Genomic DNA, 18451 nt, shown 5'->3' with positions numbered 1-18451 from the left:
GACAAGGCCAATCCAGTCCCTGAGTAGGGTTGTGGCCATGGCCAAGGGAATGGGGCGACAGCCCAAGGTGGATCTGGACAGCGGCGTCGAGGACGCGACGATGCTCATCCTGGAGTGGCTCGGCGAGCAGGGTGTAGGTGCCATGATCCGGGTCGACGCGGAGCGGATGCGTGACGGTCAGCCGGCGTGGACATTCGCAGCCTCTGGTGGGTCCCTGGACGGTGGGATGAGGGTCGATGGGGCCTCGGCTGCCGAGTGCATGGGCAGGGCATTGCTTGGGTTGCGAGAAGTCGGCCTGGTCGTTCCCTTCTGAAGCCGTGTTCAGGGTCTGAGCTGGTCGCGTTCGGTAAGAAGCCGTATCTCAACCGATCTTGGAACGTGCGGTTCGAACAGGGTTCCTGGTCGGGTGATCTTCCGGTCGTACGCGCATGAAGGCAGGGCCTCCTGGTAGCTCGGGGGTGCGACCCCATTCCGAGCGGATCCCGGAGGCCGTGTTGTCGTTGTTGTACGCGCCCGCGCCCGTTGACTTCTGCTCAGCGCCGGCGCCCCAGACAGCCTGCGCAACGATCTGCTCACCGCCGCCGCCCAACTCACCCACATACTGGCCACGATGACCGCCGACTCCGGCCATCCTGGGCTGGCCCAGCGCTACTACCGGGCCTCCCTCAGCCTCGCCTACGTCGGCGACAGCCGGCCCACCTATGCGATCACGCTGCGCAGCATGAGCGCCCAGGCCGTGCGGATGGGCCACCATCGTCCCGCCCAACACCTGGCGGACAGCGCCATACGGGCGGCGGGGCGATCCGCTCCGCCGCCCGTCCTGGCCTATCTACACGTCCAGCGCGCGCTGACCCACGCCCACAACCAGCAGCGGCAGGCCGCCGTCAGCGACCTCGCGCGGGCCCACCGGCACCACGAGCGGGGTTAGGGGCAGCCCGGCCCCTTCACCGCGTATCCCCTGGCAGGGCTGGAGTTCCAGAGCGCCCGGACCCTGCTCGCTCTGGGCGACTCCACACAGGGGCTGACAGTGTTGCGCGACTCAGTCGCCCACCGGGACGCCGGGCGCCGCCGCGCCACCGCCCTCACCCGTGCGGCGCTCGCCGAGACCCTTCTGGGCCTGGGCCACCTGGAGGAGGCGTGCGCCCACTGGAATGTGTTCCTCGACCAGACTCCCCACCTGGGATCCGCCCAGGTCGACCGCGCTCTGACCCGCCTGCGCGCGAGTCTGCGGCCCTACCGCCACCACCAGCACGCGGCCCTTCTCTGGAGACGGGTCCGGGCCATCTCCACCTCGTCGCAGCCCACATGACTTCGCCTCACCCTCGCCGTAGGAACAGACCGCCTCCGGCGCCCTCTGCGAGGGCCGGAAGGGGCCGAGGGCGGACAGCGCATCGGGATCATCCATGCGGCAACTCATATGCCCCAGTCACTCTCACGGAGCGGCGTGTGGCGCCGCCCGGCCGGGAGATTCACCAGCGAAACCGTTCTGCTTGAGCCGTCCGCCCCAGCGGGCGGGGTGCTCTCGTACGTGCCTTACCAGCCGCTCGACGCGGGAAGCGCCGCCCTCGGCGGAAACATCACTGCACCCCTTGTCCTGGCTGCTCCAACTTGGCCCGCACGTCGAACCCATCCCCGGAACCAGCAACCCGCGACACCTCGCGGCCATCGTGAACGCCGTCACGGACGGCGGACTGCGGTGATGAAGTTCGATCTCATCGCGAACACGTACGCGGTGATCCACGGTGAGGTGACCGGACCGTGCGCCGACATCCTGGCCGCCCTGGGGACGCAGGAGTGCGCCTGCCCGAGCCGGACCTTGGGGTGCACCCCGTCCGCCCACACGTAACGCCCGGCGTGCGAAGTCCGCCGTCGTCGTCGAGGCCGGCCAACGTGCCTGCACCCAGCTGCGGTTACGCCTGCGCAGCCGGCTGTCCGACGCGCTCACCGGCACCGACCTGCTGCCCGTGTGGTTCACGACGGCACTCGGTCCCATGGCTCCCCCACGCCGCGCGGAAGAATAGCTGGAGACCGCCCTGGACGTCCTGGACGTCCTGGACTACCGGGTGACCTACCAGGTCACCGATCCCGTCCTCGCACTCGGCAGCGCACCCAGCGCGAGCCAAGACCCTCGCCGAGCCGCACGGTTAAACGAACTGAAACGGGACCTGCGCGACTGGGGATAACCACACCGCTCCGAAACTCATGGCCGAAGTCATTGAAGCCGTTCAGGCTCTTACCACTGGCGGCGCAGCTGGACGCACTCAGCTGTGATCTGGGTGAGGTCGCGGGGCGCTCGCCGGTTGACCGGGGCAAGCAGGGCCTGAAACGCTCCGGCATGGTGGACGGCTACGGCATCCCCCTGGGTCGTGTCCTGGCCGGGGCCAACCGCCACGACTCACCACTCCTGGCCCCGACCCTGGACCTCCTAAACGGTCTCGGGCCTCTGCCTGAGCAGATCACCGTCCACCTCGACGCCGGCTACGACAGCGACAACACCCGCACCCTGCTGGCCGGGCGCGGCCTGCACGGCCGCATCGCTCGCAAGGGCGAGAAAGCCCCTATCCAGGCGAGTTGGCGATGGCATGTGGAGCGGACACATGCCTGGCAGAACGCCTTCCATCGCCTGGCCCGCTGCTTTGAGCGCCGCGCCGTGGTCGCCGACGCGTTCTTCGACCTCATCGACACCATCATCACCGTCCGCAGTCTGATCCGCCGGGCATGGACCACCCACCGCTGGCACACCCGACCCCACCACCGCCCTTGAACCGCCGACGTTGGCACGCCCCTGGGGTGTCGGCCACGCGGCAGCCCCCAGGGGCGTGCCGTGCGGGACGTGGTCAGCAGGGGGCCAGCACTACAACTTTGCAGCATGGCAGGAGTGGTCGCCGGAAAGCGTGGTGGCATGCTGGACGATGGTGGACGCGACCGGGACCTGGTGGCGAACAAGCCCGGCCTTATCCGGTGCGGCGGTGAAGGCTCAGTTGTCGCGTGTTTCAGCAGCGCGTAGCGGTAGACCTGCGTTGACGCGCCGCTTCAGCTCGCGGAAGTCGCGGAAACCGTCCACGTAGGTGATCGCGTTGCCGTTGTTGTCGTGGTCGTCGAACACGCGCAGTAGGGCGCGGTCGAAATGCTCCAGTATGCGGAGGTCGTCCATGCCGATCACGGCCGGTGGGGTCGCGATCTCAAGGCGCGGCCGACCGATCACCGCGTCGGCGCTGAGCGCGCCACCGATGGTGAAGTGATGTTCTTCGCCATAGAAGAGCCGGGCATGGACATCGCCGCCGATGTAGGCGGAGCAGTCGTTGTAGTCGCCGATGAGCCGATTGGTGCTCAGGTCGCCGTGGACCTCGAGCCAGCCGGCGGTCACCACGTCGCGTGCCCGCATGTTGCCGGTCACCAGCAAAAAGGACTCGGGATCGTCGCTATCGCCGTACGCGCCGTCGACGACCAGATCGCCGAGCACGACCAAGAGGTAGACGCCCTCCTGTGTCAGGTCGAGGTCGCCGGGTATGTGCAGGTCGCCATCGACAAACCAGACATCGCCGGTGTAGTCCTCGATCTCGTCGAGCGCCGCGGTCACATGCTTGATCTTGTAGTCGTCGTGAAACCGGCCGATTGCCGTGATGACCTCGGCTTGGGAGACCTGATTCTTCTTGTAGCTACGCACGTTGGCAATCATGGCCAGGACACCACCCTCGTGTAATTGGCGTCAAGTTTTGTCGAAGTGCATCTGTCAGATGGTGAGCCGCTGAGCTGACCTCTTCGAAGCCGCACCGGCATGGTAAACGCCCTCGCTGACACGCCCGCTCCGGCCCGACACTCCACGGCGAAATGCCGTAGCGCAATAGGCACTTCTACCGACACCACCGACTGGAGGCACCACCGTACCTGTAGTAACAATCACAGTCCGTAGCAGCCGCCCCGCCTCACCGTGACCTGGCCAAAACGCCCAACCTCCCCTATCCGCGCGGGTTGTTAGTCCACGGGTCCGCCGCCGAAGCGGGGAAGCGTGGCGGGGACGCGGTCGCCCGGGGCTACTCCCTGGCCGGAAGGGCGGAAACCGGGCGCATCCAGGGCCACTACGAGGAGGTCGAGACACTGCACGAACAGCTGCTCGCCGAACACCGGCGGCAGCACCCCAGCCCTGTCGATTCTCATCCGCGAAATCGCACGCGACGCCGTCGCCACCGGCAGCGAACGCACCACCAAGGATCAGCGGCGGCGTGCCGTGCCGGCCGGTGTGCTGTCGAGGTGTCAGTCCGCGGCCCTGTCCGTGATCCGTTCTCTCGATGGGCCCGCCCGCCACGCCTGTTGCAGCTGCCCGCCCGATAGCCCCGACCGCCCCCGAGCGGGTGAGGCTGAAGGCGATGGCCTACGGCCTCAAGACCGAGTACCGGCTGCGAATGCGTGCCATGCAGTGCTGCACGCAGCCCGGGGCCGCTCCAACGCCCGTATCGCAGCCGAAACCGGTCTGCACCTGGTTACCGTGCGACTGTGGCGGGGCCGCTTCGCCGACGCCGACATCGATGGCCGTGTACGGCGACGCCGCCCGCGACCTCATCGCGGCCGCGATGGACGCCCTGGTGTGAACCTCCGCAATAACTCGCAACTTCGTTGAGAGCGCGGACCGCAGGTGCGTAGCGTCGACGGCACCGACGGACCATCAGCCGGAAAGACGGGGCCGCATGCGCGCATACACCGACAGCACCGCCCCGGCCCCGGAGGGCCGCGGCCTCCAGCCGCCCGCCTACAGAGTTCCCTCCCCGGCCCTGCTCGCCCGCTCAGACCGTGGCTTCGCCCAGTTCCTCGGTCAGCACGATGGGGACCAGGACGACGTCGCCGACGGCAGCGAGGACACCCAGCGGTGACCGCCGGCCACCGCACGAGACGCTCCCGGCAGCGAGGCCCGCCATGCACACCAGCACCCACACGGTCCTGTACGACCCCGACGGGCTGATCGAGGCGGAGCTCCCGCTCGACCGCGCGCCGTACGAGTGCCTCGTCAAGGCCGTCCTCGCGTGGACCGGCGAGGACACGCTGGCCGAACGCGACTACGAGCAGATCGGCCTCCAGCTGACCGGCCACGCCCGCGCGGTCGCCTCCCACGTCCGGCGCCGCGCGAACCAGCTGCCGAAGGACAGCGGGCCCCGGGCGCTCGCCGACGTCGTCCTGCGTGAGGCGGAAGGCCGGCTGTCCGCGACGCTGGAGGGCACCGTGTGCTGCAAAAGGACAACCTCCGGCAGCTCCTCACCGGCTGGCTGGCGGAGTACGGGATCCCGGTCCTGGTGGTCCGCGGCTTCGGCTCCCAGTCCTACGTCGACGTCGTCCGCGACCGCGTCGCCGTCGACCCGAGAGAAGCGGTGCTCCTGGTGGTCGTTGATTTCGCCTGCTCAGGAGAGGACGTCGAACGCGACTGGACAGCGCGCACCGCGTGTTGGAGCCACACCGAGCGGGTGCTGCTCACTTACGACCAGGTCGTCCACGACTACGAGCTGCCCGCGACCGAGGTCCGGAGTTCGGTGATCCGGCACGGTACGGCTCACGGCTCCACCGGCATCTACGGTGCCCGCATGACGCACGAACCCGCTGAAATGCCCGTTCGCGCGGAGTACGACTCCGACTGGCACGTCCACCTCGACCACCCCGTCCCGGTTCACAGCCCGGGTGTCCAGGCGGCTGGCTCAGATCCACAAGACTCACCGTGAAGGTGATCGGGCACCGGGCAGCCGGGGGCCACGCGGCCCGCGAAACGCCGCTGGCGAACCCGTATGCCGGCCGTCCGCGCTGGACCAGTCGCGGCGTGATGTCCACCCGATGCGGAAATGATCACCGGATCAGGTGTCATATAGGGGTGTTCGGCATGTGTTCCGGTCGATTCATCTCATTCTGGGGGAGCCCGAAACCAGATCACGTAAGGACTCGACCATGACCGTTGCTGCCCAGGACGCCATCACCGTCAAGCTTGAGCGCACCTTCGACAACATCGATGCCAACCACGACGGCTATGTGGACTGGACCGACTACCAGGCGCTCGGTGACCGCTACGTCCAGGCCTACCGGCTCGGCAAGGACGACCGCCGGGCCAGGGCCATCCAGACCTTCTGCCAGACCTACTTCCTGGAACTGCTGCGCCACGCGGGCGTGGACGGGGACCGGCTCACGAAGGACCAGTTCGTCACCGCCAACCGCCTCGCGGTCATCGACACCAGCCGGCTCAACGTCACCGAGGGAGGCGGCCACGCGATCTTCGACATCATCGACGTCAACGGCGACAACGAGATCAGCAAGGACGAGTTCGCCCGCTTCCAGAAAGACGTGTGGAAGAGCGACGTCGCCGACGCGATGAACATGTTCGCCAAACTGGACACCGACGGCGACGGCGTGATCTCGCGCCAGGAGTTCATCCGCGCGGTGCGCGAGCACTTCCTCTCCAACGACCCGGACGCGCCGGGCAGCGTGTTCTTCGGGAACCTCTGACCCACCCTCTTCGAGGCGGGTGGCCCGTCAGGGACCCGGGTCCGCCTGACCCACGCGCACACACCACGCCGACACCACGAGACCCCGGGCGCTACGTCCGGGGTCTCGTGGTGCACTGTGACATGTCCGGCCGGTTCAACGACCGCTCATGGTCGGTGTCACGCCCACTCCCACCCAGCCCGGCGCGGACCCTACCGGTGCTCCGCGGCGGGATCTGCCGCCGGAGTACGGCCCGTGGCAGACGGTCCACGGACTCTGCGGAATCCGTATCCCGGGGCGCGGGGAAGCGGCCGGGGCTGACCACGCCCCGGGGACACCTTCTGGGTGCACCGGTCCAGGCCGGGATCCCGCCGGTCTTACGGGCTTTCACCGAAGACGGGGTCCCGCAGCCCGGGGCGGTGGCCCGGGTGCGGAACCCCGTTTCTTGTGTGGACCGCTACTGACGGAACGCGGTGATGGGCCGGCCGTGCAGTACCTGAAGTAGCTGTCCCGCCTTCGCCGTCTGGTTCCCTGCGATGACGACCCGGATACCAAGATCCCGCAGCGCGGTGAGCGAGGGGCGTACGTCCTCATACAGGTCGGTCTCATCGAGGTGCTCTCCTCGGCCGGTGGCCTCGCGGGCGGCGTACTCGGCAGGGATGTCAATGTCGGGCTTCAAGAGCCGGAGAGCTTCAGCGTTGTCAAGACCCTGGGCAGTGACAGCGCCGACGAGCGCGGACACGGTATGTCTGGGAACACCCAACCAGTCGGCCCAAGAGGCCCAGTAGCGGTCATCGCGGACGAGGGTCTCACCGATGTCGAACACGATCGTCTTCATCGTGGGCACCCTACGGGCGCGAGTACGACGAAGCCGCCCCTTCTGCCGCAACCGACGTCCGGATCTGATCGCGTTGGAAGGAGCAGCAGGGGCTGAACAGCAGGAGAACCAGCTGACGGTGCTGGCCGGTGTACGGCAGCGTGATCATCACGTGGCAGCCGCTAGCCGGGGGCATCAGGCATCGCGGCGCCTGCAGGCGCCGCTGACCCTCAGGGGGGTTTGTAGGCCCGGGTCGCTACGGTCGGAGAGTTGATCGGGCGCGGGGTCGGTGGGTGGCGACCACCGGAGCGAGGTCACCGGACACGTCACGGCAGCAGAGAAGCCATTGCAGCCATATCCGTTGTTCCTGAGGCGATTACTACGGGCCCCCCAGAGCGGTGGCGAGTTCGCGTACTACCTCGGCGAAACCCCGTACGAGGGGGCTGCTCGCGTCCTTGTACCAGGCCAGGGCGACCCTCAGGGGTTCAACGTCGGTGAGGGGGACCCAGGACAGGTCGGGGCGGGCGTAGTACAAGGCCATGTTCGCCGGGGCGAAGCAGACCGCGGCGCCCTCGGCGACCTGCTCCAGCATTTCCTCGACGTTGTCGTTCTTCGGACCCCATTGCGGTGCGGAGCCGTCCGGTCTGGGGTTCACCGCCCACCAGTCGACCCAGTCGCGCGGCGCCTGCTCCGTCCACAGCAGCGGTTCGTCCTTGACGTCGAGGATGCCGATGCCCGTACGTCCCGCCAGCGGGTGCCCGACGGGTAGGCCGACGACCCGGGGCTCGGTGTGGACCACCTCGGTGTGCAGGTCGGTGAGGTCGGCGGGCAGCCAGACGAAGGCGACGTCCACCCGGCCGTCGCGCAGGGCGTCCGCCTCCTGGCCCCAGTCGAAGCGCTTCGGTTCCACCCGGACGTCCGGATTGCGGCGGGCGAACTCGGCCCGGGCCCGGGTGGTCAACTCGCCTGCGCCGCTTGCCTCGAAGCCGACCCGAAGCACCGCCTTCTTCTGGCACCGGTGGCGTTCCGCCACGGCGAGGACACGGTCCGCCTGGCGTACGGTCCGGCGTGCCTCGGTCACCACGTCACGCCCGGCAGGGGTCTGGGTCACGCCGCCGGGGTGCCGCTCGAAGAGGGGGACGCCGAGTTCTGCCTCCAGCTTCCGCAGCGCGTACGACAGGGCTGGCTGGCTCACGTACAGCCGCGCCGCAGCCCGGCCAAGGTTCCCCTCCTCGGCGATCGCCACAAGATAGTTCAACTGCCGTAGCTCCATGGGGGAGAGCATAACCAGCGGCGATAAACGCTGATTATGGATCGTGCTGATCTCTGTCTTGGACGGCGGGGCCGAGCGGTGGCCGTAATAGAGACACACGCCGGACACCACCTCGGCCGTGTTCGCCGGCCGGCGCCCGGTCGGCTTCCGGAACCACCCTGGAGATCCCGATGAGCGACAACGCCCGCACCGCTGCTGCCCCCGCAGCCACCCCCACCCGCTCCGCAACCGGCAAGGTCTGGCTGATCACCGGCGCCAACTCCGGTTTCGGGCAGGCCATCATGCGGGTGGCCCTCGCCGCCGGTGACACCGTGGTGGCCGCCGTCCGCCGCCCCGAATCCCTAGACGAACTCGCCGCCGCGCACCCCGGCCGCGTCGTCCCCGTCGCCCTCGACGTCACCGACCCGGCCCGCATCACCGCCGTCGTCGCCGAAGTGATTCTCTGGTACGGGCGGATCGACATACTGGTCAACAACGCCGGCCGCGGACAGATCGGCGCCGTCGAGGAGACCACCGACCGCGAACTCCGCGACCTGATGGACCTGCACTTCTTCGGCCCCGCCGCGCTCACTCGCGCCGTACTCCCGCACATGCGCCGCCAGGGATCGGGCGCCGTAGTGCAGATGAGCAGCATGGGCGGCCGGTTCTCCTTCCCCGGCGTCGGCGCCTACTCGGCCACCAAGTTCGCCCTGGAGGGGCTGTCCGAGGCGCTGGCCCTGGAAGTCGCCCCGCACGGGATCAAGGTGCTCATCGTGGAGCCGGGGGCGTTCCGGACCGGGTTCGCCGGCGGCAGTGCGCTGCAGCAGTCGGCGCACCTGGACGTGTACGAGGAGACGGTCGGCCCGGTCCGTGCCGGGCTCCCGGACAGCGACGGCAAGCAGCCGGGTGACCCGGAGAAGGCGGCCGCGGCGATCCTGACCGCGTTGGCCGCCGAGCAGACCCCGCTGCGACTGGCCCTCGGTAACGACGCCGCCGACGCCATCGCCGCCCAGCTGAAGTCCGTCGGCGAGGAGGCGGCAGCCTGGGAGGCGGTCAGCCGGGGCACCGACTTCGACGGGGAGTGAGGGGGCGGCGGTCAGGTCCCGGCGGTCGGTCCCAGAGCGCTGAGGCGGGACCGGGACGAGCCCTCCCGCCGGGAGACCGTCTCGCCGGGAGCTGTGGCAGCCCGGGCGGCTCGGCCTCCGCACCCGCACACCACCGGTCCCGTCGACTGTCCTGCGTGGCAGATGAGCGGAAAGTGACTCAGTCGCCGGTTGTCCTGGCTGCGAGGGATTCGCAGCGCACCGAGTACCGGTAAGACCTGGAAGGAAGACCCATGAACCGCAACGGTGACGTGCATGACGAGCGGGCGGCACTCCCCGATGAAGGAACCGAAGCGACAGGTGACTTCCACCGACTTGCGTCGCCGCCTGCGGACTTGGGAGGGACCGCTGCGAGCGGGCAACCCGCAGCCGACGTGAGGGGTACTGCCCCGTCCGGCCTTGAGGAAGCCGACAACCGGCCGGGGCTGGGTCTCAGGTCCACGGTGCTGGTTGCCTGTCTGGCCTTTTTCGTCATCACGCTGGACACCACCGTGGTCAACGTCGCTCTGCCGAGCATCGGGCAGCAGTGGGACGGCCAGGTCTCCGCACTGCAGTGGGTGGTCACCGCATACACCCTGCTCTTCGCGGCCCTGCTCCTATCGGCCGGTGCCATCTCCGACCGTATCGGCGCGAGCCGCGCCTTCACGATCGGGCTATCCGTTTTCACCCTGATGTCCGCACTGTGTGGACTGGCACCCAACCTCACTGCGCTCATCGCTGCGCGGGCGCTTCAGGGCGCCGGAGCCGCTGTGATGATGCCTGCCTCGCTCGCCCTGGTGCGTCAGGCGTACGACTCCCCGGCCCAGCGCGCTCGCGGAATCGCACTGTGGACCGCCGGTGGCGGTGCGGCGGTCGCGGCCGGCCCGGTTGTCGGAGGCGCGCTCACCACCGGGTTCGGCTGGCGGTGGATCTTCTTCGTAAACCTGCCGGTCGGCGTCCTCGCACTCGTCGGCATGCTCCGGGCGCCCCGCTCCCCTCGAGGACACTCCCCGATGGACCCGGCCGGCCAGGTCACCGCCGTACTCGCTCTGGCGGCCCTGGTGTTCGCCGTCATCACCGGAGGATCGGGCGGGTGGACGAGCCCGACGACGATCTGCGGCTTCCTGCTCGCCGTACTCGCCGGAACCGCGTTCCTCCTGGTCGAGTCCCGGCAGAAAGATCCTGCCGTTCCGCTGACGTTGTTCCGCATTCCCGCAGTGGCTGTCTGCACCAGCGCGGGTCTGGCCCTGAACCTCGGCTACTACGGCCTGGTCTTCGTCTTCACGATCTTCTTCCAAGAGCACCGCGGAGCCTCGGCGCTCACCGCAGGATTAATGTTCATTCCGATGACGGCCTTCACCACCCTGGTCAACCTGCTCGCTGGCAAGCTGACCAACCGGTACGGACCGCGCCTCCCGCTGATCCTCGGCCAGGTCATCCAGACAGTCGGCATCCTGGGCCTGCTCCTCGTCCGTCGGGACACCCCGACTCCCTTGCTGCTGACCCTGCTGGTGCCGCTCGGCATCGGCGGCGGACTCGCGATCCCACCGTTGACGTCGGCGATGCTGGAGTCGGTGCCGCACGAGCGGGCAGGCCTCGCATCCGGAGTACTCAGCGCCGCCCGGCAGTTCGGAGGCGCGATCGGAGTCGCCCTGCTCGGTGCGTTGATCGCCGACTCTGCCCACTTCGTGACCGGAATGCGGATCAGCCTGGGTGTCGGGGCGGCCGTGCTGATGGCCACCACACTCGGCGTGGCGCTCTTCCTGCCCGGCAGCCCGAAGTCCACGACTCCCTCGACACCCGTGCCGGGGACCGAGGAGCCTGCCACGGCCCTCTTGCGCCCTGGTGGCCTGGAATCGTGATGACAGATGGGACGGACGAGAGCGCCGCGGCCTTGGCCGGATACTGACCGTACCCACCTCGTGGGTTGACCAGCAGGTGGTCAAGGGCGTCCGGCCTGCAAAAGCCCCCACTACCCAGATGTCAGAGCGCGGGAGGCGCGTAGGTGATGCCGACGTCGCCGACGGACGTCGCGGCGAGAGCCACCACCTGCCAGATCGCTTCGGGGATACCGTCCCGCAGCCCGTCGCAGGCGTCGCTGAAGAGATCTACGACCAGCGACACGGATGCGCCGCCCGGCCCATGAGCAGCGAACTTGACCTGCTGCGCCGTCCAGGGCTGCTCTCGGGGCGACGCGAACTCCACCAGGGCGTGGTAGGGCGCGAGGTCTGCGCCGTTCTGGGTGAGGACGAGCGTGCCCACCTGGAGGTCGAGGCCGACTTCGACTTGGGTGTCCTCCTGCGTCACGACGGGTTCGCTGGTGGCACTCAGCTCCATGCTGCTCTCCAGGGGGAAGGCGGGATCGTGTGCCGAGCATTGCAGCCGACTGTCTCCCGTGGGGACGGGGGCGGAAGGGTCGAGTCGGCGGACACGCTGTCGAGTCGGCTGGCGAACCGACCCTGCCTTGATCGTTCTCAAGGTGGTGGTCATCAACTTGGAATCAGACTGAGGCGGCCTCGCTGGCCGCAGCATCCAGGGTCTGCGCGGCCGAGCCTAGCGAGGCAAACGCTTCTCCGGGCTGGAAGCTCACGTTGGGCGTCAGCCCGTCCAGCTCGGCGAGGGCGTCACGTAGGCGCTGCTGAAGTGCCTCGGCGTCGGCGGCGAGGGTACGCAGGTGGCTGGCGGAAGTCTCGGGCATGGCTCTCCCCGGAGTGCAGCAGATGGGAGACCAGCCCGAAACCGTCGGTGCCCAAACATTCGTGCCAGATCAAGGCCGGGCCTGGCCAACAGGTGACCTGCACGCGTGCTCTCCGCGCGAGCGGAGGTGAGCCGGCGAAGGGGCGGGCCCGTGGTGCGGTGTCCTTGTGCTTTCCGCGCGAGCGGAGGTGAGCCGCCGATTTCCCCGGTGTCGACGAACCGGCGGATTGGGCCAGGGGCCTCGGGCAGCTCTTGGTGAAGCAACGCGATGCCGTACGCCTGCCAGTCGGTGAGTCTTTCGGGCATGGCCCCTCCGTAGATGGTCCCGGCCAGCCGACGGGGGTACGACTGGCCGGGACGGCTGGACCCGCCCGCGGCTGGCCGGCGATTGCAGCCGCGGGCGGGAGATCAAGGGCGGCTCGGCTCGGGCTCGGCGGGCCACGACGTACCGGGTCGGTCCCACGACGGCCGGGTGTACGGGGTTGTAGTGGTCACCCGTATGACCCGGGTCCTGCACGCACCGGGCGCTCGTCTGCGGGTGTACGTCCCAGCAGTAGCAGGGGATCATGTCCGACGCCTCGTCCCTCATCGGCGGGCCTCCCGAGTGTGGCAGGGGCAGGCGCAGCGCAGCCGCTCAACGACCACCCCATGCACCCGCACTTCGGTCGGCCCCGAGCACTCCGTGTGTATGCCGATGCGGCACGCGGGGGCGAGGTCTTCCCGGGGCGGTGTCGCCCGTGTTGGCACGGTCACGACTGCTCGCCGATCGGTTGGAGGCTGCGCTGCTGTCGACATGGGGCGCACGCGTACCGGCCGCGCGCCGTGCCTGAGTCCTCTCCGACGACGTCGACCAGGACCGCGGTCTCGGACGGGCCCTTGTGCCGATCGCACCAGCCAGCCGCGTCGGTCACCGGCGTCCAGGAGTGTTCCGTCACCGTTGCCCCACCTCGCACCGACCGCACTGGCACGGTGGGTACTTGGACGATTCGGGCGGGTCTTTGAGCGGGTCGACCTCGGCTCTCGGACGGATGATCCGTGCTAGGCCGTATCGGTCCACCTCGTACACCTTGATCGTCATCACGGGTAAACCCCCGTCGCGGTCGGTGAGGAACATCACGACGATAGGAGTCCGAGTACAGCGGCCAGCCTGGGTTTCTACGCGTTTCTACGCGAGCGCGGAAACGGCCCTGGCAATCAGACGCAAAGCCCCAGGTCCTCGCACCGCTGCCGCGCTCATCTCCTCGTGCGCGGACACGTGCTGGGCCACCTCGGACGGAGCGGTGATCGTGATCGCCGACGTCAGGAGCTCCACCGTCACCTGCTCGGCATCGAAGACGGTGTATGTCTCCAGCGGCCACATCGCCCCGGACGGCGCCTGGATGATGCCGAGCGTCACCGAGGGCAGCCCCGCCATCTGCAGCAGGTGCCCAAGCTGGTCGGCCATCACATCCGGCCCGCCGATCTGGCGGTGCAGCACGGACTCTTCGATCAGGATCGGGAAGCGGCGGCCCGCGCGGTGGATCACCTGCGACCGCTCCATCCGTGCGTCGGCCGCCGCGGCCGAGTCGTCGGGCGTGCGGTTGAAGCGGGCGATCTCTGACAGCAGCGCGGCTGCGTACGCGCGGGTCTGAAGCATGCCCGGGATGACGCTGGAGCTGTACACCCGCATCACCTTGGTTCGGTCGTACAGCGACGTCCGAGCCTGCTGCACGCCACGGAGTCCGGTGCGCTGGACACGACGCCACTCCGTGTACATCTGCTGCGCCTGGCGGGACGCCGCAATCAGGTCAGCGGCCTCGTCCTCCGCGTCGCAGGCCCGGCACCACGCTCGAATGTCGTCGTCGGACGGCTGCGACCGCCCGCTCTGGAGACGGGAGACCTTTGATCCCTGCCACCCGAGGCGCTCTGCCAGCTGCTGCCCCGTCAGGCCTGCGTCGGCTCGGAGGTTGCGCAGACGAACCGCCACGCGGTCGCGTGCCTCCTGGACGCGGGCTTGATGGAGAGGGAGCCATCAGCTGATCGTGAACTCCTGATGCGGGATGGCCCGCTCCCACACTGCCCGGAACGCCTCCGCAGTCTGCCCAGCCGTGTCCTGGCGGTCGTCGAGCTCGTCGTGGACATGGGTGCCGTCGCCAGCGAAGTGGTGCCACCGGATCAGCTGGCCGTCGAACAGCCAGAAGTCGTGGGCGGGTAGGAGCAGGCCGAGCGCTTGGAACCGGGGGAGCCACCGCACATCTTCCCCGGCCGCGAGGTTAAGCGAGGTGCACGCGTGCTCGAACTGGATGTACTCCGTAGCTGGCAGGCTGATGACCCGGGTCCGCTGTACGGCGACACCTCGGCCGACGGCTTCGGCCACGGCATCGTGGAACGAGCCCCACCAGGCACTGCGGTCGTCGACGGGCGCGAGGTCGCCCGCGCGCCACGCCTTGAGGTCTTGGTCTTCTTCGTCGACCGCGTACACGTCCCGAGTCTCCAGGTGCACAGCCGAGGTGGTGCACTGCGCCAGAAGCTCAGCGAACGGCGGTACCGGCTGCGGCATCGAGCATCTCGCTCAGTACCTCGGCCATGCGGACAGGCAGACGGACGACCGCTTCGGTCTCCGGGATCGGCCCGCTCTCCAGACACTTCGCTTTCAGGTCCGGGCCCGCCTTCCACCCCCGGATGACGAACTCCTGCACATCGTCGTCGAACCAGATGGTCGGGCAGTGGTCGCCGTTCGTCTCCGGGTCCATTGCGATGAAATGTAACGTCATGGCTGCTTCCGCCAGGTTGGTGATTGCGCAAGTTTCTACGCGTTCTCCGCCATCATGACGCGGCCGTGTCGCACGGGAGATGGAATCGGGTGAAGCCGTGCGCGCGATTGCTGACCCTGAACGCATGAAACCGCCCCCTGTCTTGGCCAGGGCCGGACAGGGGGCGTGGTTCATGAGCGGCGGCGGTCTGGTGTAAGGCCAGCCATTCTAGGGCTCGGTGACGAAGCAGGGTCTGGGCTGGATGGTGTGGTGCGGCGGCAGACCCCTTTGGCGGGGCGGCCGGCAGGTTGCGGGTGACGATCTGCTCGGAGGTGACCGCGACCCTCTTCCCGCGATGGTGAGGAGCATCGCGCACGGGTGTCCGGCACTGGTGCGTCCCGGCCGCCGTGTGGTGGCCGGGAGCGCTCAATGTTCCGTGGTGCCGCTGCTGGATCGTGCCCAGGGTTTCCGGCTGTACGAAAGGTTCTGGTTAGGGGATGACCACGTTGAACGGCTGGTCTGCGTATGCGCCGTTGATGCCGGTGTAGACGCCCAGCTTGTGCGGGTCTTGGCCGCAGACGCCGGAAGTCCCGGCGGCGACTCGGACTTCGCCGTGCCACTTGGCGCCGGGGCCCAGGGTGGCCTGCGGCACGCTCTTGGTCCAGTCGATGCCGTCCGCGATCGTGACGCAGTAGCGACCGGTGTCGACCTTGTCGACGCGTACCACTCCCTTGGCCCGGGTGACCGTGGCGTCGGCCTTCACGACTGCGGCCGCCTGGGCGTAGGGAGCGCTCGCGGTCGCCGCGGGAGTGCCGGCGATGGCGACTCCGCCGAGCGCCGCCGTCACGCCGAGCGCGGCTACGGCTGAACCTACGATCAGGCCCTTGCTGATGTTCAAGAAACTCTCCCATACCGCGCAATCACCCAACGTGAGTGATGGATCACTAAGTGTAATGGGGAGTCTGAGTGCACTGGTAAAGGCCACCGGACGCACGAAACCGCCCCCTGCACCGGCCGAAGCCAGGCAGGGGGCGATTCAAGTCACTTCTGCTGTGCTCTCCGCGCGAGCGGAGGTGAGCCGATTTGCACGAGTCATTGTCAAGATCTGTGGATCGGGCCGGGCTGAGACGGCTTGAGGGACACCCTGATCTTCTCGCCGTGCCAGGTGACCTCGTGCAGGCCCAGTCGCCGGTAGAGGGCCTGGGCTCTCTGGTTGACGGCAAGGACGTCAGAGCGAGGTCCGGGCCCTGTCGGCGGGCATGCTGCAGGAGTACGCGTCGCTCGGAAAACCCCGAGCGGCCGGTCACCGCCACCATGCCGGATGTCATCGGCGGCAACGCCGGGCGTGCATACGAGCAGATGAGTTCCGAACTCGACATGACCTTCGAGGACGCGAGCGGACAGGACCGTCCGGTGGACGACCCGGCTGAGTGGAAGATCTGCAACTCCCGGCCGAACCCGAACCAGCAGATCACCGATTTCCCCGTTGTCTTCGGCGTGGTGAGAGCTTCGGAGAGTTGCAAGGACAAGACGCCGAAGTGATGTGTCCAAGGACGCCAGCATTCCACCACGGTCTTTCATGCTGAGCATCGCGGGACTGGTGGGGCGACCCACAACGATAGAGGACACGCCATCTGAACTGGTCAGACTTTCCACCGTGCGCGTCAGGGGAGGTTATAGGTGACCACGGCGCGGGCCGGGAAGCGGAAGTAGTCGTTGACCGGGACGTCGCCGTGCTCTGGTACGACGCCCTGCGCGAGCAGGGCATTGAGGGGATCGTCTGCAATTCCCTGTTGAATCTGCGTGTTGAAGCAGCTCAGCAGGGAGGTTCGTGGTGTCAAGGTGGCGTGTCTACTGGGTGCCGACGAGGCGGGTCGTCGAGACGACCCGCGTGTCGGCACTGTGCGGTTGGGAGGACTTGGAAGAACGCGAGATACGTGCAGGGATCCGGCCAGGGACTCCGATTCTGTTGTCGCCCAACTGCCAGGTCGACGGACGGCTGAGCCAGTTTCTGGCCCGTTCGTCCTTTTCCCGTCTTGAGCCGGAGTCGAAGCGAAGCTATACGACCGACTATTGCGTTTTCTTCGACTTCTTGTGGGTCCGGGGCAAGAACTGGGATGAGGCAAATTCCAGTGACCTATGGGACTTTGAGGACTGGCGGACGAGGTCAATAAGAAATCCGGAGAAGGTCGGCGGCGCCCGTTGGAACCGCGGCCTTGCCGCTTTGGGCCGCTTGTACTCATGGGCGGTCAAGCGGCAGTACGTTCCTGTGAGTCCGATTGAGACACGCGAGGCGATCGGGCGGCAAGGGCAGGTGGTGGAGGTGCCTGCCGCCCGGGCAAAAGATGCGAGGTCCAGTAATGTGCGCTGGCTGACGCCCAGGGCATTCCGCCGATGGGTCGACGTTGGCTTGCGCGGGTTCTCTGCCGAAGGGGTTCCCGACGCGGCCTGGGCCGGCCGCTTGGCAGATCGCAATTCGGCCTTCGCTAATCTGTTGTTCTCGTCCGGCGTACGGCTCACTGAGGGGGCCTCTCTCCTTACGCTGGAGATCCCGAAAATGACGATGGACGAGCGCCGCTACCATGCAAGCCGACTTGCTCCAGTGGTAACGAAGTCCAAGCGTGCTCGAACCTTTTACATCGCGAACCCAGTCGTGGGTGAGATTGAGACCTACTGCGAATCGACCCGGGCGGCAAGCATCCGCCGGGCCCAACGTCAGGGCAGGTATGAAAGGCTTTCGCATCTGCGTCTTGTGACTTCCGTCTCTGGGCACCGCTTGAAAGTTCTTCATTGGCGCGACCGTGATGGGACGGTAGGGAAAACGGCGCTGGCACAGGCAAGCGTCGAGGAGCGAGCTCTTCTTTTCGTGGAAGGACCCGACGGTCCTGAACCGCTTTGGGTATGGCTCAACGAGTCGGGTCTGCCGCTCCAGCCATCCTCGTGGGAGGGGATATTCCGCACTGCTACGGACCGCTGTCAGAAGGTTCTGGCTGAAACGGTAGCTGAGCCTCCTTTCTGTACCCCCCACATGTGTCGGCATTCTTTCGCGCTCTACATGCTGGTTGCGCTTCACCATGTAATGGATGTCCGCCTCGGTCTGACACCTAAAGAACGCCGGGACTTTCTTCTTCTTTATGGAGATCCCTGGCGTATGGTCCAGGACCTACTTGGGCATGCGGACGTCGAAACCACTCGGAATATCTATCTGGCTCCCGTTTCCGACCTGCAACTGCACTCTCTGATTGCTATACCTGGGCGAGTATCAGGCGACTCGACTGGCCCGGAAGGTGACGATGTTTCTTGGGTTCTCGCCAAACTTGCAGCGGAAACGGGACGGATTCAGGATCTGCGCGACGATTGGGCAGTTCTGTGAGCCGTCGAGGGCGGAAGGCCGCGTTGCCAGAAGCGCCACATC

22 protein-coding genes and 3 pseudogenes are annotated in these 18451 nt (G+C 67.6%); 14 read left to right on the top strand and 11 right to left on the bottom strand.

Annotated features, from left to right (window positions below):
- Positions 1 to 37 precede the first annotated feature (37 nt).
- The 5 genes and pseudogenes from GA0115234_RS01040 to GA0115234_RS01020 all read left to right on the top strand — a co-directional run.
- Positions 38 to 313, top strand: coding sequence for a hypothetical protein (locus GA0115234_RS01040; protein WP_141718356.1), 276 nt, complete (start codon positions 38 to 40; stop codon positions 311 to 313).
- A gap of 297 nt (positions 314 to 610) precedes the next feature.
- Entirely contained in the window at positions 611 to 928 is a 318-nt protein-coding gene (locus GA0115234_RS01030; protein WP_093538918.1) for a hypothetical protein, read from the top strand.
- Between the two features lie 99 nt (positions 929 to 1027).
- Entirely contained in the window at positions 1028 to 1309 is a 282-nt protein-coding gene (locus tag GA0115234_RS01025; protein WP_093538917.1) for a hypothetical protein, read from the top strand.
- 390 nt (positions 1310 to 1699) lie between these two features.
- The gene (locus tag GA0115234_RS42100) at positions 1700 to 1846 is read left to right on the top strand and encodes a hypothetical protein (protein WP_161275528.1); all 147 of its coding nucleotides are present in this window, start codon (positions 1700 to 1702) and stop codon (positions 1844 to 1846) included.
- Between the two features lie 429 nt (positions 1847 to 2275).
- A pseudogene (locus tag GA0115234_RS01020) lies at positions 2276 to 2764 on the top strand (transposase); the annotation flags it as partial.
- A gap of 213 nt (positions 2765 to 2977) precedes the next feature.
- Here GA0115234_RS01020 and GA0115234_RS01015 read toward each other — a convergent pair.
- Both GA0115234_RS01015 and GA0115234_RS41740 read right to left on the bottom strand, forming a co-directional pair.
- Positions 2978 to 3679 (bottom strand): hypothetical protein, encoded by a 702-nt coding sequence (locus GA0115234_RS01015; protein ID WP_093538916.1) that lies wholly within the window; start codon positions 3677 to 3679, stop codon positions 2978 to 2980.
- A gap of 296 nt (positions 3680 to 3975) precedes the next feature.
- Positions 3976 to 4158, bottom strand: coding sequence for a hypothetical protein (locus GA0115234_RS41740; protein WP_141718355.1), 183 nt, complete (start codon positions 4156 to 4158; stop codon positions 3976 to 3978).
- A 70-nt stretch (positions 4159 to 4228) separates the two neighbouring features.
- On the opposite strand from GA0115234_RS41740, the gene GA0115234_RS44165 reads away from it, so the two are divergent.
- The 5 genes and pseudogenes from GA0115234_RS44165 to GA0115234_RS00985 all read left to right on the top strand — a co-directional run bounded on the left by GA0115234_RS44165 (position 4229) and on the right by GA0115234_RS00985 (position 6477).
- Entirely contained in the window at positions 4229 to 4618 is a 390-nt protein-coding gene (locus GA0115234_RS44165) for a helix-turn-helix domain-containing protein (protein ID WP_343335915.1), read from the top strand.
- A 67-nt stretch (positions 4619 to 4685) separates the two neighbouring features.
- Positions 4686 to 4868 carry a hypothetical protein gene (locus GA0115234_RS01000; RefSeq protein WP_093538913.1) on the top strand — a complete coding sequence of 61 codons (183 nt, stop codon included), beginning with the start codon at positions 4686 to 4688 and terminating at the stop codon, positions 4866 to 4868.
- 43 nt (positions 4869 to 4911) lie between these two features.
- Positions 4912 to 5223, top strand: a pseudogene (locus tag GA0115234_RS42985) (DUF6415 family natural product biosynthesis protein); the annotation flags it as partial.
- Entirely contained in the window at positions 5217 to 5705 is a 489-nt protein-coding gene (locus tag GA0115234_RS42980; RefSeq protein ID WP_237540989.1) for a hypothetical protein, read from the top strand. The pseudogene GA0115234_RS42985 and the gene GA0115234_RS42980, both read left to right, overlap by 7 nt.
- Positions 5706 to 5925: 220 nt before the next feature.
- A complete protein-coding gene (locus tag GA0115234_RS00985) occupies positions 5926 to 6477 on the top strand; it encodes an EF-hand domain-containing protein (protein WP_093538912.1) in 552 nt (183 codons plus the stop codon).
- 469 nt (positions 6478 to 6946) lie between these two features.
- On the opposite strand, the pseudogene GA0115234_RS00980 reads toward GA0115234_RS00985, so the two are convergent.
- A pseudogene (locus GA0115234_RS00980) lies at positions 6947 to 7294 on the bottom strand (HAD family hydrolase); the annotation flags it as partial.
- 358 nt (positions 7295 to 7652) lie between these two features.
- The gene (locus GA0115234_RS00975) at positions 7653 to 8546 is read right to left on the bottom strand and encodes a LysR family transcriptional regulator (protein WP_093538946.1); all 894 of its coding nucleotides are present in this window, start codon (positions 8544 to 8546) and stop codon (positions 7653 to 7655) included.
- A gap of 170 nt (positions 8547 to 8716) precedes the next feature.
- On the opposite strand from GA0115234_RS00975, the gene GA0115234_RS00970 reads away from it, so the two are divergent.
- Entirely contained in the window at positions 8717 to 9610 is an 894-nt protein-coding gene (locus GA0115234_RS00970) for an oxidoreductase (RefSeq protein ID WP_093538911.1), read from the top strand.
- Positions 9611 to 10002: 392 nt separating this feature from the next.
- Positions 10003 to 11469: an MFS transporter gene (locus GA0115234_RS00965; RefSeq protein WP_161275527.1), complete on the top strand. Its 1467-nt coding sequence runs from the start codon at positions 10003 to 10005 to the stop codon at positions 11467 to 11469.
- A gap of 121 nt (positions 11470 to 11590) precedes the next feature.
- On the opposite strand, the gene GA0115234_RS00960 is transcribed toward GA0115234_RS00965, so the two are convergent.
- The 6 genes from GA0115234_RS00960 to GA0115234_RS00930 all read right to left on the bottom strand — a co-directional run bounded on the left by GA0115234_RS00960 (position 11591) and on the right by GA0115234_RS00930 (position 15934).
- On the bottom strand, positions 11591 to 11944 hold the full coding sequence (locus GA0115234_RS00960; protein WP_093538909.1) for a hypothetical protein: 354 nt from the start codon (positions 11942 to 11944) through the stop codon (positions 11591 to 11593).
- A gap of 163 nt (positions 11945 to 12107) precedes the next feature.
- Positions 12108 to 12305 (bottom strand): hypothetical protein, encoded by a 198-nt coding sequence (locus GA0115234_RS00955; protein ID WP_093538908.1) that lies wholly within the window; start codon positions 12303 to 12305, stop codon positions 12108 to 12110.
- 1164 nt (positions 12306 to 13469) lie between these two features.
- Positions 13470 to 14270 carry a helix-turn-helix domain-containing protein gene (locus tag GA0115234_RS00945; RefSeq protein WP_093538906.1) on the bottom strand — a complete coding sequence of 267 codons (801 nt, stop codon included), beginning with the start codon at positions 14268 to 14270 and terminating at the stop codon, positions 13470 to 13472.
- 45 nt (positions 14271 to 14315) lie between these two features.
- Positions 14316 to 14765 (bottom strand): DUF6879 family protein, encoded by a 450-nt coding sequence (locus GA0115234_RS00940; RefSeq protein WP_343335914.1) that lies wholly within the window; start codon positions 14763 to 14765, stop codon positions 14316 to 14318.
- A 49-nt stretch (positions 14766 to 14814) separates the two neighbouring features.
- Positions 14815 to 15057 (bottom strand): hypothetical protein, encoded by a 243-nt coding sequence (locus GA0115234_RS00935; protein WP_093538904.1) that lies wholly within the window; start codon positions 15055 to 15057, stop codon positions 14815 to 14817.
- A gap of 469 nt (positions 15058 to 15526) precedes the next feature.
- Positions 15527 to 15934 (bottom strand): hypothetical protein, encoded by a 408-nt coding sequence (locus GA0115234_RS00930; protein ID WP_093538903.1) that lies wholly within the window; start codon positions 15932 to 15934, stop codon positions 15527 to 15529.
- A 416-nt stretch (positions 15935 to 16350) separates the two neighbouring features.
- Here GA0115234_RS00930 and GA0115234_RS00925 point away from each other — a divergent pair, with 416 nt between their 5' ends.
- Positions 16351 to 16578, top strand: coding sequence for a hypothetical protein (locus tag GA0115234_RS00925; RefSeq protein WP_093538902.1), 228 nt, complete (start codon positions 16351 to 16353; stop codon positions 16576 to 16578).
- Positions 16579 to 16700: 122 nt separating this feature from the next.
- Here the strand turns inward: GA0115234_RS00925 and GA0115234_RS42095 are convergent, their stop codons facing one another.
- Positions 16701 to 16877 carry a hypothetical protein gene (locus tag GA0115234_RS42095; RefSeq protein WP_161275526.1) on the bottom strand — a complete coding sequence of 59 codons (177 nt, stop codon included), beginning with the start codon at positions 16875 to 16877 and terminating at the stop codon, positions 16701 to 16703.
- 77 nt (positions 16878 to 16954) lie between these two features.
- On the opposite strand from GA0115234_RS42095, the gene GA0115234_RS00920 reads away from it, so the two are divergent.
- Positions 16955 to 18409: a site-specific integrase gene (locus tag GA0115234_RS00920; RefSeq protein ID WP_237540976.1), complete on the top strand. Its 1455-nt coding sequence runs from the start codon at positions 16955 to 16957 to the stop codon at positions 18407 to 18409.
- The last annotated feature ends 42 nt before the right edge of the window (positions 18410 to 18451 follow it).

It is taken from the genome of Streptomyces sp. DvalAA-43 (genome assembly GCF_900091725.1).
Taxonomy (GTDB): Bacteria; Actinomycetota; Actinomycetes; order Streptomycetales; family Streptomycetaceae; genus Streptomyces; species Streptomyces pulveraceus.
The sequence above is the reverse complement of the archived record's forward strand: the minus strand, read 5'-3'. Positions and strand labels throughout refer to the sequence as shown.

Excerpts from the sequence above, each read along its gene's own strand:
- GA0115234_RS01040 (WP_141718356.1), top strand. The coding sequence starts at position 38 with ATGGCCAAGGGAATGGGGCGACAGCCCAAGGTGGATCTGGACAGCGGC.
- GA0115234_RS01030 (WP_093538918.1), top strand. The coding sequence starts at position 611 with ATGACCGCCGACTCCGGCCATCCTGGGCTGGCCCAGCGCTACTACCGG.
- GA0115234_RS42100 (WP_161275528.1), top strand. The coding sequence starts at position 1,700 with ATGAAGTTCGATCTCATCGCGAACACGTACGCGGTGATCCACGGTGAG.
- GA0115234_RS01015 (WP_093538916.1), bottom strand. The coding sequence starts at position 3,679 with ATGATTGCCAACGTGCGTAGCTACAAGAAGAATCAGGTCTCCCAAGCC.
- GA0115234_RS41740 (WP_141718355.1), bottom strand. The coding sequence starts at position 4,158 with ATGAGAATCGACAGGGCTGGGGTGCTGCCGCCGGTGTTCGGCGAGCAG.
- GA0115234_RS01000 (WP_093538913.1), top strand. The coding sequence starts at position 4,686 with ATGCGCGCATACACCGACAGCACCGCCCCGGCCCCGGAGGGCCGCGGC.
- GA0115234_RS00985 (WP_093538912.1), top strand. The coding sequence starts at position 5,926 with ATGACCGTTGCTGCCCAGGACGCCATCACCGTCAAGCTTGAGCGCACC.
- GA0115234_RS00975 (WP_093538946.1), bottom strand. The coding sequence starts at position 8,546 with ATGGAGCTACGGCAGTTGAACTATCTTGTGGCGATCGCCGAGGAGGGG.
- GA0115234_RS00970 (WP_093538911.1), top strand. The coding sequence starts at position 8,717 with ATGAGCGACAACGCCCGCACCGCTGCTGCCCCCGCAGCCACCCCCACC.
- GA0115234_RS00960 (WP_093538909.1), bottom strand. The coding sequence starts at position 11,944 with ATGGAGCTGAGTGCCACCAGCGAACCCGTCGTGACGCAGGAGGACACC.
- GA0115234_RS00955 (WP_093538908.1), bottom strand. The coding sequence starts at position 12,305 with ATGCCCGAGACTTCCGCCAGCCACCTGCGTACCCTCGCCGCCGACGCC.
- GA0115234_RS00935 (WP_093538904.1), bottom strand. The coding sequence starts at position 15,057 with ATGACGTTACATTTCATCGCAATGGACCCGGAGACGAACGGCGACCAC.
- GA0115234_RS00925 (WP_093538902.1), top strand. The coding sequence starts at position 16,351 with ATGCCGGATGTCATCGGCGGCAACGCCGGGCGTGCATACGAGCAGATG.